At 64.2% G+C, this 17,551-nt stretch carries 4 protein-coding genes and 1 pseudogene; 1 reads left to right on the top strand and 4 read right to left on the bottom strand.

Annotated features, from left to right (window positions below; genetic code table 11):
- Nucleotides 1–123: 123 nt before the first annotated feature.
- Both G3I17_RS37850 and G3I17_RS37845 read right to left on the bottom strand, forming a co-directional pair.
- Nucleotides 124–402 (bottom strand): annotated as a pseudogene (locus G3I17_RS37850) (transposase); the annotation flags it as partial.
- Between the two features lie 80 nt (nucleotides 403–482).
- Entirely contained in the window at nucleotides 483–3,299 is a 2,817-nt protein-coding gene (locus G3I17_RS37845) for an AAA family ATPase (protein ID WP_164603989.1), read from the bottom strand.
- Between the two features lie 371 nt (nucleotides 3,300–3,670).
- On the opposite strand from G3I17_RS37845, the gene G3I17_RS37840 reads away from it, so the two are divergent.
- The gene (locus tag G3I17_RS37840; RefSeq protein ID WP_164603987.1) at nucleotides 3,671–4,162 is read left to right on the top strand and encodes a hypothetical protein; all 492 of its coding nucleotides are present in this window, start codon (nucleotides 3,671–3,673) and stop codon (nucleotides 4,160–4,162) included.
- 5 nt (nucleotides 4,163–4,167) lie between these two features.
- Here G3I17_RS37840 and G3I17_RS37835 read toward each other — a convergent pair whose 3' ends face one another.
- Nucleotides 4,168–7,023: an AAA family ATPase gene (locus tag G3I17_RS37835; RefSeq protein WP_164603985.1), complete on the bottom strand. Its 2,856-nt coding sequence runs from the start codon at nucleotides 7,021–7,023 to the stop codon at nucleotides 4,168–4,170.
- A gap of 187 nt (nucleotides 7,024–7,210) precedes the next feature.
- Nucleotides 7,211–16,957, bottom strand: coding sequence for a PKD domain-containing protein (locus G3I17_RS37830; RefSeq protein WP_164603983.1), 9,747 nt, complete (start codon nucleotides 16,955–16,957; stop codon nucleotides 7,211–7,213).
- Nucleotides 16,958–17,551 lie beyond the last annotated feature (594 nt).

Here is a 17,551-nt window from a genome sequence, read left to right as displayed (position 1 = left end):
CCACATCCCCGCGCGCCCTGGGTGCCCGGCGGAGCCGCACATCGAGGACAAGCCATCGACCTGCGAGGCAGCGAAGAAACGAGCGAACCCTGCCAGGCACCCGGATCATGGCATTGACGCGAAGAAACTCGTCGCGGCCTTCAAGATCTCGACCGTGCGCTCGAGTTCGGCGTTCTTCCGCTTCAACTCACGGATCTCCCGCGCCGACTCAGACATCACCCCATCGGCCTGTCCCGCATACACCTGAGCCTGGCGGACCCAGCGACGCAACGTCTCCGGTGTCATCCCCAACCGGCCCGCCACCGCCGTGATCGCGCCCCACTCAGAGTCGTAATCCGCGACAGGCTCAGTGACCAACCGGACCGCCTTGGCCCTGGTCTGCTCGTCGTACTTGCTCGGCATAGATGCCACCTTCCCAATGAAGGAGGTGTGCAACAAACCCGGGGTGGTTCATCCAGCCTCGAGAGGCGCTTGGCTGAGCCTCACTCGTTCAGCACGGCGGCAAGTCCGTCGCGGCCGTGGACATCGAGTTTTTTGTACGCTGCCGTCAGGTGAATCTCGACGGTTTTGGCGGTGATGAAGAGGGCCTGCGCTATCTCACGATTGGTGCGTCCCTCGGCTGCCAATTCGACTATTCTGTGTTCGCTCGGAGTGAGAGATCGCACGCCGGTCAGGGCAAGCCGTCGCGGACGTGCTCCCGTCGCGTTGAGTTCGCGACGTCCGGCGGTCACCAGGGCTTCGGCGCCACAGATCTCGGCGAGTTCCAGCCCCTCTCGCAGGAAGTCCTTGGCGTCGTCGGACTGGTGGAGGTGGTGGAGGCGTGATCCATAAGTGATCAGGCTCTTCGCTCGTTCAAGGTCAGCTCGCGACTGCTCCAGTACTTTCGTGGATTCGCGCAGCCAGATGAGGCCTTCGGCCCCCTTCTTCAGGATGCCCAGCACGCGTAAGGATCGGCCGAGTGCCCGCGGCGCCCCCCAGCGGCGAGCCAGCGAAACCTCCTGTTGAGCCAGTTCGATACCTTCTTCAGATCGCCCAAGGCGATCGAGGCACAGAGCAGCTTCGGACCGCCAGGGCACCAGGGCAGGATTCGTGCCACCGTGCAGTGCGTATCGGTTGCCGCAGCGCAGCGCCGCGACCAGGCCTGACTCCGCGTCTCCGCTGAGTCGCAGGAGCCTTGCGTCAGTCAGCAGATAGAAGTAGGACGGCCCGTCGGGCGGTTGACCAGCCCCGCCGGTCACCCAATCCAGAGCTTCTCGCGCCTCGGCCAGCCGGCCTTGCGCGATGTAGACCTCAGCGAGGTAGGGGCCGGTAAAGTATCTGCCGATGGTGATGCTGCCGGTGTCGACCGTTTTGCGGGCCTGCACCAAGTCGGCTTCGGCCTCCGTGATCTGTCCCTGCCACAGCCACGCGAGCCCTCGATGGGCGTAGGCAGGGGAAACACCCCGCATTGATCCGTAACGATGGGCATAGGCGATCGCGGCTTCGAGACTGGCCATTACCGAGTGATCATCGGCAGCCAACATCGAGAGCCAAGCACATACCAACGCCCCTTCGCCGCTGATCTCTCGGATGAGGACATCGTCGGAGAGCGCCGCTGCGGCTCTGGCCGGCCCGGCGGGGTCACAGGCGAACGTCTCGTGCAGTGAGAAGACGGCGTCGACCATTCGCCTGCCCGTCCCGGCGCTGGGATCGACCTCGCCGTGCGGTGGAGAAGCCGGCACCAGATGCTGCCAGCCTGGTTCGAGGATCGGTACGTTGAGCAGAAGCGCTTCCAGACGGTGTTTCGCATCCTCGTTGTCAGTCGCAGCGATTGCCTTGGTAACTGTGTCTACCGCGTTGACGGAGTCGCCCATCTGAAGCAGAACTCCCGCTAGCAGACCAGACATCGCTACCGAACGGGGACCGGCTCCATCGAGTTGTTCTGCTTGCCGTAGGTAGCCCGCAGCCGCAGGCAGGTCGACCAGCTGGGCGATTGCGCCAAGTTCTGCGAGCAGGCCGGCCCGCTCAGCAACGGACAAACCTTCACGCAAGCAACGACGTAGGTATACGACCGCGCCCTCTGGGGCCCCCCGCGACGTTGCCTGTTGCGCGGCAGCTCGCAGTACTTGGTGTGCCGGCGGGTCAGTGATCTCCTGGGTCAGCAGCACGTGTGCAGCTACTTGCTCAACATCGCTACCCACTGCAGTGAGCTGCTCGACGGCCAGAGCGTGCATCCGGCTACGTGTGAGCCGATCCAGTTCGTTATAGACCGTCTCGCGAATGAGGGGGTGAACGAACTCGACGCCGTCGTATCGGTCGCTCGGGCTGCGTCTGATGATATCTGCCCGGCACAGCCAATCAGTGGCGTCCAGCCCCACGTCGACCGGAACTTGAGCGACGCTGTAGGCGACCCGTGTGTCCACCGCATCTCCGAGAACGGCGATTGCCCGGGCGACGGCGATCAGGTTCGGGTCCAAGGGCGAGAGTCTGTTGCGTACCCAGCGCGCCACGGTGTGTGAACTGATGGCTTTCACGGCGTCGGCGTTGCCGGTCGTCGGCTCGATGCCGGCACTGGCGACCATGTCGGTCAGCTCGAGTAGCAGCAGCGGGTTTCCTGAGGTCGCCAGGTAGCAGGCTGTCAGGAACTCGCGGTCGGCGTGGGCGCCGAGCTCAACCATCAGCAGCTGAAGAGCAGCCTTCTCCGAGAGTGGGCCCAGGCGCACTGTGAGACAGCCCGGTTCAGTGGCGATGTGGTCGAGCAGCCGAGTCTCGGCGCCAGGGTCGGCAGGGCGAGCAGTCATCAGAACGGTGAGTGGCATGTCCGCTGAGCGATGGATCAGATGGGCCAGGAACCGCAGGGACGGCCCGTCACACCAGTGGAGGTCGTCTACGAGGATGATCTGTGGCCCTTCCTGGCACAGATTGGCCACCATCCAGTAGAGAGCATGAAATGCAACGAACTCACTGGCCACATCCCAATTCGCGGTTCGTCGCTCGACCAGACTTGCCGCGGGTGCTGCAGCGCCGGCAAACAGATCTCGCCGCTGCGATGGTGAAGATGCTGCGATAACGGGCTCGAACAGTCTCCGAACGGCACCGAAGGTGGCGTCCCGCTCAAGCTGCGAGCAGCGCACGGGCAGGACTGCTGCGGCTGACCGAGGCATCGTCGATAGCGCCTCGTCCAGCAGTCGGGTTTTCCCGATGCCGGCTGGGCCTTCAATGACGGCGAACTCACCGGAACCCGCAAGACCGCGCCCGATCAGATCGACGAGCTGTGCCAGCTCACGATCGCGGTCGAAGAGGGTCGCTGCAGTGGCCACGGTGAACCTCGCGGTGGATTGATGTGTGGTGGATCGATCGAAGTGAATCAAGCATCTATGCGGCGGTCGGCTCAGCCACTGGGGAGACCCCCAATAAGTGGCCCTAGGGGTTGCATGTGGGGGCTCCGGCGAGCGACCAGCGGCCAACCGTCGATAACGCTGTAGGCATCCTCTTGGCGGAGCGATCAGGACGCAGCAGCGTGACAAGAACATTTGGGGTGTTGTTGGGGTACTCACCTAGGGCATCGCGCAGGCGCGCGACCCTACGGTTACAGAAATGGTCGCAGCCTGAGCTGGGGCCTGCCACCCCTATGAGCAACGGTGATGTGATGCGTAGATCTCGAGTACTTTTGTCATCCGCAGTGGGCCTGGTGACGGTGACTGCATTGGCTGCGGGCGCCATCGCTCTTGCCGGTCCCTCCGACCACGCCTCGACGGCAAAGTACTGTCAGACGTTGAAAGACATCATGCAGCCGCCATCTTCCAAGCCGGGGGAGGAGGCGTTCACGCGGGTGGATGCCTTGGCCGCCAAGCTCGCTGCTGACGCGCCGGGACCCATTCGAGGTGCGGTGCAGACCTATTCGACCGGACTGCACCAATTTGTGGTCGACGTCGGCAAGGTCGGCTTCGACAGTACGAAAATTACGCCGGAGCAGTACAAGACCTTGCAGACGCCTGAGATGACTGCCGCGACCAAGGCGATCATGAAGTCTGCTCAGGACGACTGTGATATCAGCACGCCGTCGGCTGAACAGTCCACCCAGCCCAACCCGAGCAAGTCCGCCGCACCGAAGTCACCGCCTGCATCCAAGACCCCGAAATCGTCGAAGTCTCCTGTGACGGTACCGAGCAAGAGCCGGTGAGTTAGTCAGCCGGCTGCTCCACCGCGCCGATGCGGTCGCTCCTGAGCGAGCAGGTCACGCGTGAGTTGGCGCCTGTTGGCTATTCCTAGCTTCCGATAAGCGTTACTCAGATGTACTTCGACCGTTTTCGCCGTGACGTACAACTGCTGTGCGATGTCTCGATTCGTGTGGTCGATAGCTAGTTCGACCACACGGCGCTCGCTGGGTGTCAGCGCAAAGATTCCACCAGATTCAGTCAATCGCCGCCGCACACCCGCGGCTCGCATCTCGCGGGCGCCCTGATCCGCCAGCGGGGTGGCGCCACACCTGCTGGCGATCTCCACGCCACTTCGCAGATGCTCGACAGCCTCGGTCCGCTTTCCCGATCTCCGCAGGGCCGCTCCGTACTCGACGAGGGCCTTGGCGTGTTCGAGGCGAGCTGTGCTGTCACGAGTTGTGTCTACGGCGCGCTCCAGCAAGTCGAGGCCATCCGCGCGTCCTACGCACAGGCCGGCGATTCGGAGAGCACGGCCAAGTGCGCCTGGCGCACCGAAGCGTTCAGCTATGGAAACCTCAGCCAGCGACTCCGCCCGGGCCTGTTCGATGTCACCAAGTGCCCACAGTGCAAGAGCGGCTTCCGAGCGCCAGGGGGCGATCGCGGGGTTGTCACCACCCAGCGCCGTGAAGCGGCGGCCAGTGAGCATCGCGGTTTTCAATGCGCCGGCGTGGTCGCCCTGCTCCCTCAGTAGCCGCGCTCGCGCATGCAGGTAATGCATGATCGCCCCACTCTCAGGGAGCGGGTCAGCCATATGCACCCAATCCATCGCCTGCTCGGCGGCATCGAGCCGGCCGCGCTCTATCAGCACTTCGGCGAGCCAGGGACCGAGGTACGAGCGGGCGATGTGCATCCTGCTCGCGTCTACCGCCCACATGCATTCGGGTCCGTCCGCCTCGGCGTCTGTGAGGTCGCCACGACGCAAGCGGGCCAAGGTCTGGTAACTGAGCGCACCAACCTGCTCGCGGACCGCGCCTCGTGCGCGCGCGACTGCTAGGGCGTTCTCGATACTCTCCATTGCGCGTTCGTCGTCAGCCACCACCAGCGACAGCCAAGCGGACACCAGCGCGGACCGCCCCGGCGCTTCTTGGATGAGAACGTCGTCCTCGAGAGCGTGCCTCGCGAGCTTCACCGCTACCGGATCAGCCTCGTAACAGCTGATCGCGGACAACACGCCAGCCAACTCCCGACCGCCCAGCGTGTCGGCGATCGGAAGGTCTCTCAGTTGGTGGGCGGTCGCAAAGACGTCAGGTCGGTCCGGTTCTAGCAGCGCGAGCACGACTTGCCCCGCATTCAGGCTCCGCGACAAGTCATTTTCGCTGCGGGGGAGAGCGCGCAGCGCCTCGGATCGAACAGATGTTGCCGACTCGTTCCGTCCGAGGTAGAGATACAGATCGCCGAGATTTGCCGCGATGGCGGCACGGCGGAGAGGGTCCGTCTCCAACGACACCGCGACCTCGAGGTAGTCGGCCGCGCTGGCGGTGTCGACCAGTTGGGCTGCGTGTCCTGCCTCACGGAACAGATCCGGTTTGTCTGCCTCGGATATCTCCTCGGCAAGGCAACGCCGCAGGTAGGTATGGGCGGCTTCTGGCGCATCACGAACGAGGGCGTCGCGGGCAGCTTGCCGCAGTACCGTGACGCTTTCAGCTCCCGTGGGCGCCGGGATTCGCAGCAGGTGGGCGGCCAACTCCTCAGCGCGCGCGCCCACTTTGCCTAGAACGGCTACTGCCTCGGAGTGATAGCGGATCTGTCGTGTGCCGGTGATCCGGTCGTAGATCGCCTCTCGCACCATGGGATGCACGAACTCGTACGTTGCAGGGTGGGTGGTCTCATCAACTCGCCTGATCAGATCCATACTCTCGATCTCAGCGATCGCATCGGTCGCCTCGTCGACGGGCAACCTGGCTAGCTCCGCGACGACGGCGACGTCGGCACGCGAACCTAGAACAGCGACGGCCTCGGCCGCGGTGGTTGGGATGGTGCCTAACCGTCGTAGGTTCAGGGAAACGCGCCGGGCTACGGCCTGAGCCCCAACCTGCAGTACGTGGGTCGCATTATCGGCAGTGAGAGGCATTTGTTCCGCAGCGAGCCCGCGAGCCAGTTCGCTGAGCAGTAGTGGATTCCCGCCACTCGCTTCATGACACGCGATCGCGAAATCGCTGTCTGGCACCCGTCCGAATGTTGTGGTGAGCCAGTCGACGGTGGCCGCTGGACTCAGTGGTGACAGCTGCAGGTGCCTACTCCCGTACCCGTTGGTAACGTGCTCGAGCAGTTCGCCTACCCCGACCGACTCCGCAGGACGAGCGCCCGTCACAAGCAGCAGCGGCAGCTCTTCGAGTCGCCCTAGTAGGTACGAGACGAACCTGACTGATGGACCATCTGCCCAGTGGAGGTCGTCGATCATGATGACCAGTGGTCTCGCTTGAGCGAGATTCGCGGCCAGCCAGTACAGACTGTGCATCGCGGCGAAACCGCCCACATCCGGCTGTGTGGAGGGGGACCCCTCCACGAGCTGAGCGGCCGGAGCAGCTGCTCCCGCAAGCCACAGCGCCCTGTCTGCGGGGCCGGCATCGGCCAGAAGCGGTTCGAACAGCTGACGAGCGACTCCGTATACGTACTCTCGTTCCAGCTCGGAGCCGCGGCCTACCAGTACGCGAGCCCCTGCCTTTGCTGCTGTGGGTCTCAGGTTCCGCAACAAGCTCGTCTTTCCCAGACCGGCAGCCGCAGAAATCATGATGGCGCTTCCTCGTCCCGCCATCGCGGAATCGAGTGCGCCACCGAGGACATCGAGTTCGGCAGAACGCTCTAGCAGGATCTCAGGGCCCATGAGTCGAAGTATGCATCAAGCCACTAGATCATCTGACTTGCCTCCGGAGGCGCGTCAGCGGGCGGAACTCAGAGGAGTGCGCGCTGATGCTCGACCAGTGGTGGTGGTCGGTGGGCTGGTCGGGCCAGGTGTTTGTGTGCCTGGCCCGACCGGTTGTTGTTGGGTGGGGTTGTTGGTGGGGTGGGGGTTATCGGTCGAAGGGGCTGCAGGCGCTGGGTGGGGCGCCTCCGAATCTGATGTTGGCGGTGTCGGTGGCGGTGGCGCCGGTGGTGTCGGTGACGGTGAGGGTGATGGTGTAGAGGCCGTTGGGGGCGGTGTGTTCGATGACTTGGCCGGTTTGGGTGGGGGTGCCGTCTGCGAAGTTCCAGGTGTAGGTGTAGGGGCCGGTGCCGTTGGTGGTTTTGCCGGTGAAGATTCGGGTGTTGCAGTTGAAGGGCATGATGTCGTCGGGGCCGGCGTCGGCGATGAAGTTGGCGGAGGTGAGGCCGGCGTTGTAGTGGGCGGCGATGCGGGTGGTGGTGAGTGCGTAGATGTTGGTGGCGGGTTCGTCGAGGGTGTAGGTGCCGGTGGCGCCGGTGATGTTGTAGCGGGCGCCGAGGTAGGTGCCGGTCATGGTTTTTCGGGGGATGGAGGTGGTGATGGGTTGGGGGGTGCCGTCGACGTAGAGGGTGAGGTTGGTGGGGGTGCGGACGGCGGCGACGTGGTGCCATTGTCCGTCGTTGATGACGGGCAGGGTGGTGGCTGTGTGGGTGGTGTTGTAGGTGGTGCCGGGGTTGGTTGTGGTGGTGGTGCTGTTGGGGGTGGGCAGGTTGGCTGCGTAGATGAGGCGGCCGTTGGTGCCCATGCCGAGGTAGGTGCCGCCGGCTGCGGAGCTGCTGGTGGAGACGTAGTCGCCGAGGAAGCGCAGGGTGTGGGTTTCGGTGGTTTTGACCCAGGTTTCGAGGGTCATGTTGGTTTGGTTGGAGGGGTTGATGTTGGGTAGGTCGACGCGGCTGTTTCCGGCGGCGGCGAATTGGGCGGCGGTGTTACCGAACAGGGCGCCGGGCTGGCCCAGGACTGGTGGGGTGGTGCCGGTGTAGGTGCCGTGCCGGTTTCCTGCGGTGGCGTCGGTGGCTGTGGTGCCGGTGGTTTCGTTGAGGCGCCACCAGGCGCCGGTGTAGTCGGCTTGCATCTCCTTGCAGTAGCCGCAGGCTGGTGGGGGTGGGTTGACGGTGACGGTGAGGGTGTCGGTGGCGGTCACTCCGAGGGAGTCGGTGATGGTGACCCGCACCTGGAACGTTCCTGCGGTCATCCACTTAACCGTGGGGTAGACAGGGTCGCCGGGGTGGTAAGGGGTGCCGTCGATGTCCCACGCGATGTTTGCCCAGCCAAATCCGGTGCCGCCGGTGGTGGCGGCGCGAAGTGCCGTGGAGGCACCTTGTGACACGGTCACGGCGGGGGCTGTCGAGGTGCCGATGGCGATTTCGACGGTGAGGCGTGGTGCGACGGTGATGGTGACGGTGTCTTCGGCGGAGTTACGGCCGAAGGTGTCGGTGACCCACAAGGTGGCGGTTTTGGTGCCGGGGGTGGTCCAGGTGTGGGTGGTGGTGGGTTGTGTGGTGGCGGGGTCCATTCCGCCGTCGTCGTAGGTCCAGTGGTAGGTCAGGCCGTGCCCGGTGGAGGCCGCACCGGTCAAGGAGACCGGCGCACCTACCTCGGCGCGGTTCTGGTCCGGTCCGGCGTTGACCACCGGCGCGGCCCATACCGTGACCTGCACGGTGTCGGAGGCCGACTCCCCGGCAGTGTTGGTTGCGGTCAGGGTGACGGTGAAGGTGCCGGGTGTGGTCCAGTGATGGTTGACCTGCCGGCCGTCCCCGCTGGTGCTGTCGCCGAAGTCCCAATGGAACACGGTGCCGTTGGGGATCGTCACTCCTTCACTGCCCGTCAGCGTCAGGTTGTAGAACTGCGCCACATCGCGATCGGCGCCGGCATCGGCGACCGGGGTGGTCAAGACGGTGACCGTCATGGTGTCCGTGGCGGTGCGCCCGAGGGCGTCGAGCACCGTCAGGGTCACGGTGTGTGCTCCTGGGGTGGTGTAGACGTGAGTGCTGGTGGCACCGGTCTGGGCGGGGGTGCCGTCGTCGAAGGTCCAGGTGAAGGCTATGCCGGTGCCGTTGGTGGCGGTTCCGGTCAGCGCGACGGTCTCACCCAGATGGGTTGTCTGGTCGGTACCCGCGTTCGCGGCCAGCGTCGCGGCGACCTCGACCGGGATCGTCGCGGACACGCTGCCGGTCCACACCACCCCCTTCTGCTGACCGAAGTCGCCGACCTGACGGGTGTGGATGGTGGCCTTGGCGACATGGGACCCGCCTTGTGTATAGACCCAGTCCAGTTGTGGTCCGGTCGTCGTCGCGTCGATGGTGCCGTCGTTGTCGACGTCCCAGTCATAACTGGTTCGGGCGAGAAGGACCTCTGCCGGGGCGACGGTCAACTGCACCGCGGTGCCGGCCTGGCCGGTGTAGGTGCCACCGGGCACCGAGCCACTGCCGCCGCGGGGGATGAACCTGACTGTGTCGACGTTGGGAACCTGGTCGACGTGGGCAGGGGCGTACACGGTGTTGCGGCTGTGCGGGATCCGCGTCCGGAACAGCATCGTGGGCTCCACGATGCTCGAGGATGGCGGGGTGTAGACCGGCCCGGTGCGCTCGGCCCAATCCGGTCGGGCACCGGCCGGGCAGGTACCCATGTTGTTCTCGCACGTAGTGCGCCACCACGCATCGTGGCGAAGAGAGGGCATGAGCAGCCAGTTGTAGTCGGCCACCGCAAGATCGGCCTCCGGCAGATCAATGGACACCGTCAGCGGGCCGGTGAGCTTGCAGCCCCCGGACGTCGCCTTACACGTGTAGGGACCACCGGTGTTCACCGCAGGCGGGGTGCCATCGGTGACCACCACGTCGAACTCCTTGGTTGCGGTCAGGCCCGCCGAGTCGGTCACCTTGACCGAGCCGCGCACCGTGTCCGGCGTGAACGTCTTGGTGATGCTCGACTTGTCCGCGCCCACCGCGACCGGTTCCCAATAGGCGTCGCAGGAGTAGAACAGGAAACATGGCACGGTACGGATCTGGTCGTCGCTTTCCAAGATCCACTCGTAGTTCACGATCTGGCCGCCCGGAGCGTGTGAGCGTGACCGGGAGGCGTCGAACGTGAACGACTTGCGCCCAGTGGCCGGATCGGTCTGCGCGGTGAACGGGCCACCGTCCAGCTCCACCGTCGGCTCGGGCCAATTGACCCGCAGGTCGACCTGCCTGGCCGCATAGCGGCCCAACGAGTCCTTGATCCGCAGCCACGTCTTGCCCGCTGCGCCACTGGAGAACGTGTGGCTGTACGTCGGGTCAGTTCCGGTGTATTCCAGCACACCGTCACCATCGATATCCCACGCGCGCTCCACGATCGACACACCCGCAGCGTCCACGCTGGACCCGGAGCTGTCGAACGTCACGGTGTCACCCGGCAGGCCGCTGTACGGACCGCCCGGCATCGGCCGCATCGTCGGCGACGTGCCCGCCGGCACCGGCGTAGCGGGCTCCGGCTGCCGCACCGTCGGCGAGATCGTCGCCTGGGACGTGCCACCGAAAGCGTCACGGACCCTGACCGTCATCCGGCGGGACTCGAACTCGCTCCACATGATGTGGGAGATCACCGGCGAGGTCGAGGTCCGCTCGAACTTGCCGTCGTCATCAAGATCCCAGTCGTAGCCGACAATCCCCGTGTCATCGGTCGAGCCTGACGCATCCAGGCTCATCGGCAGCAGGAAACGCGGATCCGCCGGTGTCGCCAAAACAGCCACCGGTGCCGGGTTCGCCGCCGCCAGATGACGGTGGGCGTAGCCGCGCCGGCCCTGAGCGTTCGTGACCTCCACCAGAATGTCGCCGTTGAACGGCGCGTTCCACGTCCGCGACACACTCGCCCCCGTCGCATCGAACCGGAAATCGCCGTCGAAGTCCCAGCGATACGACAACCCCGACCCGGCCGGCGCCGCGGTGAACGTCTTCACACACGGCAGCGACGTGCAATCACCCGCCGGCGCCATCGCCACGGTCGCGGCCGGGTGGTCCGAGGGTAACTGGTCCTCGAACACCACCGTGACCACACGTGACCCGACCTCGCGAGGCGACTCGTTGTCATAGGCCCGCAACGGCAACTGCATCCGCCCCGGAGCCCACGCACGAGCGACATACGTCCCGCCCGTGGCCGACAACGTTCCTTGCACCGCATCGATCGAACCGACACTCAGATAGGCATAGGTGTCACCCGCGAAACCCGTCACGGTCCCGTTCGGATCCGTCGCGGCCGCCTCGATCACCAGCGGCTCACCAACCTTGCCGTGCAACACGACACCACCGGTACCAGAATCACCATTGACCGTGATCACCGGCGGCTGCGACACCACACTCACCGGCACCGTCGTCGATGCGTGATGACCCGCCGCGTCAACAACCGTCAACTTCGCCAAACCATCATGATCACCGAAATACCAGGCAGACGTCGCCGTAGCCGCATCCGCACTCGCCGGGATGTCGATCCCCGGGAACAACTCCTGACCATCGTTGTTCCAGTCCCACTCCCACGCCACGATCGGACCGCCCGACCCCGCAACCGAAGCCGACCCATCCATCGTGAACCGCGCATGATGCCCAGTCGCCGTGAACGGCCCACCAGAAATCACCGCCTGCGGCGCCCGGTAAGCCTCCACCGGCATACTCACCTCGACCGAACCACCCAAAGCGTCATACACCCGGGCCCTGACCACCGCGCCAGGCGCGCTGACCACAGTGAACACATGCTCCACCGAACCCGTCTCGGTAACCTGCTCGGCCACAAACGAGTCATCCGCGTCGCCAGTGAAATCCCACTCCCAACGCACCACACCCGACTGATCCCACGCAGGAACCTCGAACCGGCCCGTCCCCGGCACCGCGACCTGCCGCGGCCACACCGGCTCCGAGACCCGCGGCGCAGCATTCACCAACACACCAGCCGACGCGATCGCCGTACCACCAGAAGACGTCGCCCGAACAGCAACCCTCCCGTTGAACTCCGAACTGAACGACCGCGACACCGACAAACCAGACGCCTCAACATCAAACGTGTGACCATCAAAATCAAAATCCCACTCAACAGTCGCACCTGCCGACACCGAAGCCGACAACCCAACCATCGCAGGCAACACCGACCTCGTCCGATCAACCTGCGACGTCACAATCGACACCACCGGCGGCGCCACACCCGAAACCGTCCCCAACGGACCACCCACACCCGTCACCAAAAACGCAGCCCAACGCCCCATCGCCGCGCTGAGGTCTCCTCCATCCTGTTGCACTGTTCCACCAGTCGCCAGGGCTTCATCCACTGCGACCGGATCCACCGCAGCCCCGCCCATTGCGATCTCGTGCAGGCGAACGGACGGCACAGCGTCCGTAATCAATGCACCAAGCATCGTTTTGGCCGCCGACTTCGCCGCAGCTTTCTTCCCTGCAGACAAAGGTGCAATCGGACTCGTCTCGACACCACCCGCCTCAGCCAGATCGATAATGTCCTGACTGCTCAGAATCTCCCCGCTGGGCAGGACCTCCGGGTTCTTGATGCCTACGGTGTGCAGCAGCACTACATGCCGCGGAATCGTCGGGTCAGCTCGCCACGGCTGCTGCAACGCCAGCCGCTGCGCGGACAACGCCGCCTTCTCCATCCACTGTGGATTGGCTTGGACGTAGTTCGCCCAGGCCTCGGCGTATCCCACACCATTGAGGAACACAGCATCGGGCCCGCGTGTGATCTCGTTGAGCGGGACCGTGCGGTTCCATTGCTCGAAGCAGGCCATCTTTGCGAGGAACGTGTCACGGTCACCGGCGGTTGTCCACATATAGGGCAGGCCGGGGACGCCAGCGGGAGCAGCCGGCATGGCCGCGCAGGCTTCATACGCGCTCTTCAACAGAGCGCTATCGAGTGCGGCTCGTACTCCGGCCAGAGAGGTCTGGAACGGAGCAACGACCGACGGAGCACACGACGGACTCGCATCCAGCAAGTCAAATCGGGTGCTGTAGTAGGGGAAATTGGAGCCAGGAGCAACAGGCAGCCAGTGCAATGCAGTGCGTTCGCAGTCCCAGTCCGAATACAACACAACCGAAACCCGTGCGCCCGCTGACTTGAAGACCTCAGTTGCGGCAGTGGTGACCGTCGTACGAACTGCGTCTCCAGCGGCCTCCTGGAAGTCGTTCGGCATCTCCAAGGTCAGCACCACGTCACCAGTCAGCTCACCACCTCGAGAAGGGCACCCCACATACCAGGCTGTGGTCGATGGCGTGGCCGGCGCGGCGTTCTGCCGACCCGACACAACTACCCGCACCTGACCCAGCGTCCCAGGAGCCGCCTGCAACGCATCCCACTCCGTCGGCGTGAACTGATAGGACATGGTCGCGCCATCGGAGGGTGACGCTGACATGGTTACAGCGGCGATTAGTTCAGTGGCCAGAGCTGAGTTGAAGACCTGGATGCGGAACTGATCATTGAGGTAAGCCCCCGCCCCGCCCCGGGCAAATGACACGCTCGCCGGAGCATCCTGGCTGAGGTCCAGCTGTGTCCCGTCAGCGAGTTTGGGCGCGATGGCTTGCTCGGATAGCACACAGCTGTACTGCGCGTAAGACACGCTGGACATCGCTGACCCGGTCGTGCGGACCCGCTCGTCGAACGCGGCCAAGTGAGCTGCTGGCGACACCGAGTCGCCGGATCGCATCGCCAGTTGCCACGCAGCGGCCACACCACGTTGCTGTGCGATGCCGAATAGCACTCGAGCCGTGGAGCGCTCGTTATCCTCACCCAAACTAGATCCGCCCTCGACTGAACCTAGGTCATACATGTACGACGTCGTATCGACCGTGCTACTTGCTGCAGTCTCGGGGGACAACGCGAGCAGCGGCAGGGCGTCAGCGCGAGCCAATTCCCGGCGCGCCGTCACAGCGAAGAAGTCCGCGAACCCATCCACCCATGCCTGACCGATGCCCGAGGTCTTGCCAGCCGAGGCCAGGTTCGCTGCCGGATCCGGGACGGCATTGACCTGGCTTGCCGAGAATCCGCGCTGCGTGAGCAGCCACTTCGCGTAATAGTGGAGCACCTCGTCCCATGAGACGCCGGCACCCGGACCAGGCGCACCAGCGTGCACCAGAATCTCGCCATCGGCGATAGCAGGCGTGCCAGCGGTCATCCGTGCCACAGGAGAATTCGTCGGAAGGGCCCCTTCTCGTGACTCGATGAACTGGCCCGCGCTGACAAGAGCGTCGTAGGTCTCGAACGCGTCGCGAGTGTCGGCGATCACGGCCTCATCCGATGGCGCCGGTCCGGCAGGGGTGGCCTGGTGGATCACGATGGTGTGCGGCCGGCGATCCTCGCTCGAGTCCCGATCCCGCACTGCGTTTTCATAGATCCACGACAAATGATCAGTGGCGTCCGGCACTTCCGAGTCAACTACCTCGGTGATGGAGGGGTTGGTGAAGTCGATCGGGTCGGGCACGGTTGTGCTGGGCAACAGCGGTTCACCCGAGCGCACCTGCACAAGGCGGCTCTTGCGCCCGTAGGTGTCGCCCGAAGCATTGACGACCTCGCCATACGCGCCCGCCGCTTGAATCTCCAGGTATAGCGGGATGGTATTGAAGCCCTTTGGGTCGATGATGCCGACTCCACTGAAGTCGACACGGACCGTTCCGGTCTCGTCACTGGTGAACGTCGCGACTGGCACGTCGGGCGCATTCGCAAACCACTGCGTCAGCTTCGCCTGCACCTGCCGTGCCGGGACGCCAGCAGAGCCCTGGCCGAGGCCAGGAAGCAAGGTCTCATTCGGCTGGTACCGGACATCGACAGTCGAGTCCGGCGCAAGGGTGACCGTTCGCGCACACGACCGGTACGGACCCGTCGTCACATCCAGGGTTTGGCCAGGGCCCTCCGCTGGTGCCACACCGCGGACCGTGACGTGGACGCGCTCGCCCTTGTGTGCCCGCCATACCGGCTGCCACAATTCAGTCGGGACCTCCATGGCTCCCGAACTGTCGGTGCCCCAATCGGGCAGCTCGGCGTATAGCTGGGTGTAGTCGTCGCTCCATACCTCGATCGTGAGCAGATCGTTCCGAGCAGGAGCCCGACCGTATGCGTCCAGCCGATCATTGCCCGGCTTGACCGTGAACTCACCGGGGTCACCGCCGACCAACGCACCTTCTGTAGGAACCATGATCTCGGGAGCGATGCCGTGTTCGGTGAATAGGCAATCCACTTTGCGCTGATACGTGGTCGCGATACCGGTGCTGAGCGTTGCGGACTTATATAGGTCCGAGATGCTAACAGGCCTATCATGTGTCAGTCCGCCGTCGTAGTAAGCGTCTGCAAGAGCTACGTTCGGATCGCGCCCATCTGAACGCGGGAGCTTTCCCAGGTGGTACAAAAGGCGTCCAATTGTGCGACTGTCCTCACCTAAGCTCGGATAGGCAGCCGCAGCGCCACCGTCGGTAAAGCTCATCGGCTTTGACGAGAATGGGAAGTGCATCTGCGCGTCGCCTGTTAGCGGTGTGCCGGCACCGAAGGGAAAGTCACCGTAGAATCCGTGCTGTTTGATCGTATATTCCTGCGCGATCATAGCGAAGTAGTCCGCATAGCTCTCGTGCAGATTCGCCTTGAGTGCAGCGGACTTCTTGATCTCCACCCCTCCAGTGGCCACACTGCTATATCCAGTCGCGTGCAGGTCTGGATCATAGGGGGCGACGCTTGTCAAATAGTCAACGCCGAGACTGTAACCGACGTAGTGGCCATATTCGTGCTGGATAAAGTCGTAGTCGAATCCACGATCCACACCGATGCGAATTGGCCCGGCGGGCGTGTAGTTTGTATGGTTAGCCCGAAAGCCGTTCGCCGGATCGTCGGGCATCAGTACCTGTGTTTGAACGGGGGACAGTGTGCGACTGGTCAGATCCTGAGCGAATGCGTGCGCCTCGCGGATGGCGTCATAAGCGACGAGTGCCTTCAGGTTTGAATCACTGAGGGGACGTGGGCCAGGGCCAAAGTCCAGCTTTGCCGAACCGCCGACGCCCCCGATCAAACCAGGGACCATCCATGCACAACTGTGACCGATATGGTTGGTCACCACGTTGTCATCGCCGGTTTCATGGTCTTCTGGGATAGCGGGCATGCGGATCTTCTTTGTGGCTAGCACAATTGGATCCGCAGTCACGCCATTAGGGGCGGTGTTGGTGACCTGAACTGACGCATTGTCATCGAGCGTGTACTCGAACCATAGGTCCCACTCATACTGCGGTCTGTCGGACGGACTCGGGCTGGGGCCGAATGTCCCGTCTGTCGCCACTTCGTACGCCTCCGGCCGGGATAACGGAGCTGCCTCGTGGATGGTGATCTGACCAACGTCGTCCAGATGGGCTGTGGCGATGGTGAATGGAGACTGCCCAGGGTGCAGTAGCGGTTGTGCACCCTTGATCGCGACCCGAACGCCGCGCAGTGGCCTACTTGCGCCGTCCTTGTCCACGTAGGTCACGGGAAACTCGATCCGACCGCCAGCCGGAAGCGTCCACGACCCCTGCGGCATGTCCTCCGGCCGCCAGGTGCGTTGGGTCGACCATGGGAAGCCATAGTTCGCCTGGGCAGGACCCTTGCGGATGTCATGGTCGGACAACGCGGCCCAGGCCGCCCCTACCTCGCTCAGCCCTCCCGCCCTCAGAGCCCAGAGATCGGCGAAAGAAGCCATGGACGGACCCGAGAAGGCACCGAGCTGGCATGCACCTGTCGAAGTGTTGGGCAGATTCTCCTCGGCCGAGGCGCGATCGCCCTGTCCCAACAAAACCACCATCGCCGCTAGCGCCCACATGAACACCAGGGCTACTCCACGAGTGAGGATCTTGATCATCCGCGTTGGCCGACTGGCCTGTCCGGCGGTTGGTTCATACGAAGCCATGGCTGGGTCCTCAGGGTGGAATAGTTGAAGCGGGTATGTCACGCCCGTATGAGGCGTGGGCGACATTGCTCGGCGATTCGCTCGCTTGCTAGAGCCGACGGGCGGCTCGTTTGAGGGATCCGTCCAAGTCAGACGGTAGAAAGTTGGAACGTCCTGAACGTCGGGGTAGGCCCCCCAGTTTTCAGCGCCCGACCCGGCCACCTGAGCGGCGTGAGCGCGGTTCATGCTCGTTCTCGGAACGACCATGCCTCCTTCCGCACAGTCCATCCCTCGCGTTCGAAGAGGGAGGTAGCCGACCTTGTCGACGAGCACAGGCGTCAGCCTTCGCTGGGGCGGATGAGAGCGGAGGGCGCAGGTGTCCGGGCTGGCGATCAACTCAGGGCCGGTGTACTGCACGCACTGTCCCGCCTGCCAAACGATCGGAACACCGCGCAGCCGCGGCCAGAAACGGTTCACGGCGCGCTCACCGCCGGCGGGGGATAGCCGGTGTATGTAGGGCGTCTACGCGGCTCGAGGGTCGGCTTCTGAGGCGACCTCGGCTGCGCC

Source organism: Streptomyces sp. SID13031 (genome assembly GCF_010548305.1).
GTDB lineage: Bacteria > Actinomycetota > Actinomycetes > Propionibacteriales > Kribbellaceae > Kribbella.
Note: the sequence above shows the minus strand (reverse complement) of the source record. Positions and strands in the feature narration are given on the sequence as shown.

Coding starts and splice junctions, on each gene's coding strand:
- G3I17_RS37830 (WP_164603983.1), bottom strand. CDS start 16,957: ATGATCAAGATCCTCACTCGTGGAGTAGCCCTGGTGTTCATGTGGGCG.
- G3I17_RS37835 (WP_164603985.1), bottom strand. CDS start 7,023: ATGGGCCCTGAGATCCTGCTAGAGCGTTCTGCCGAACTCGATGTCCTC.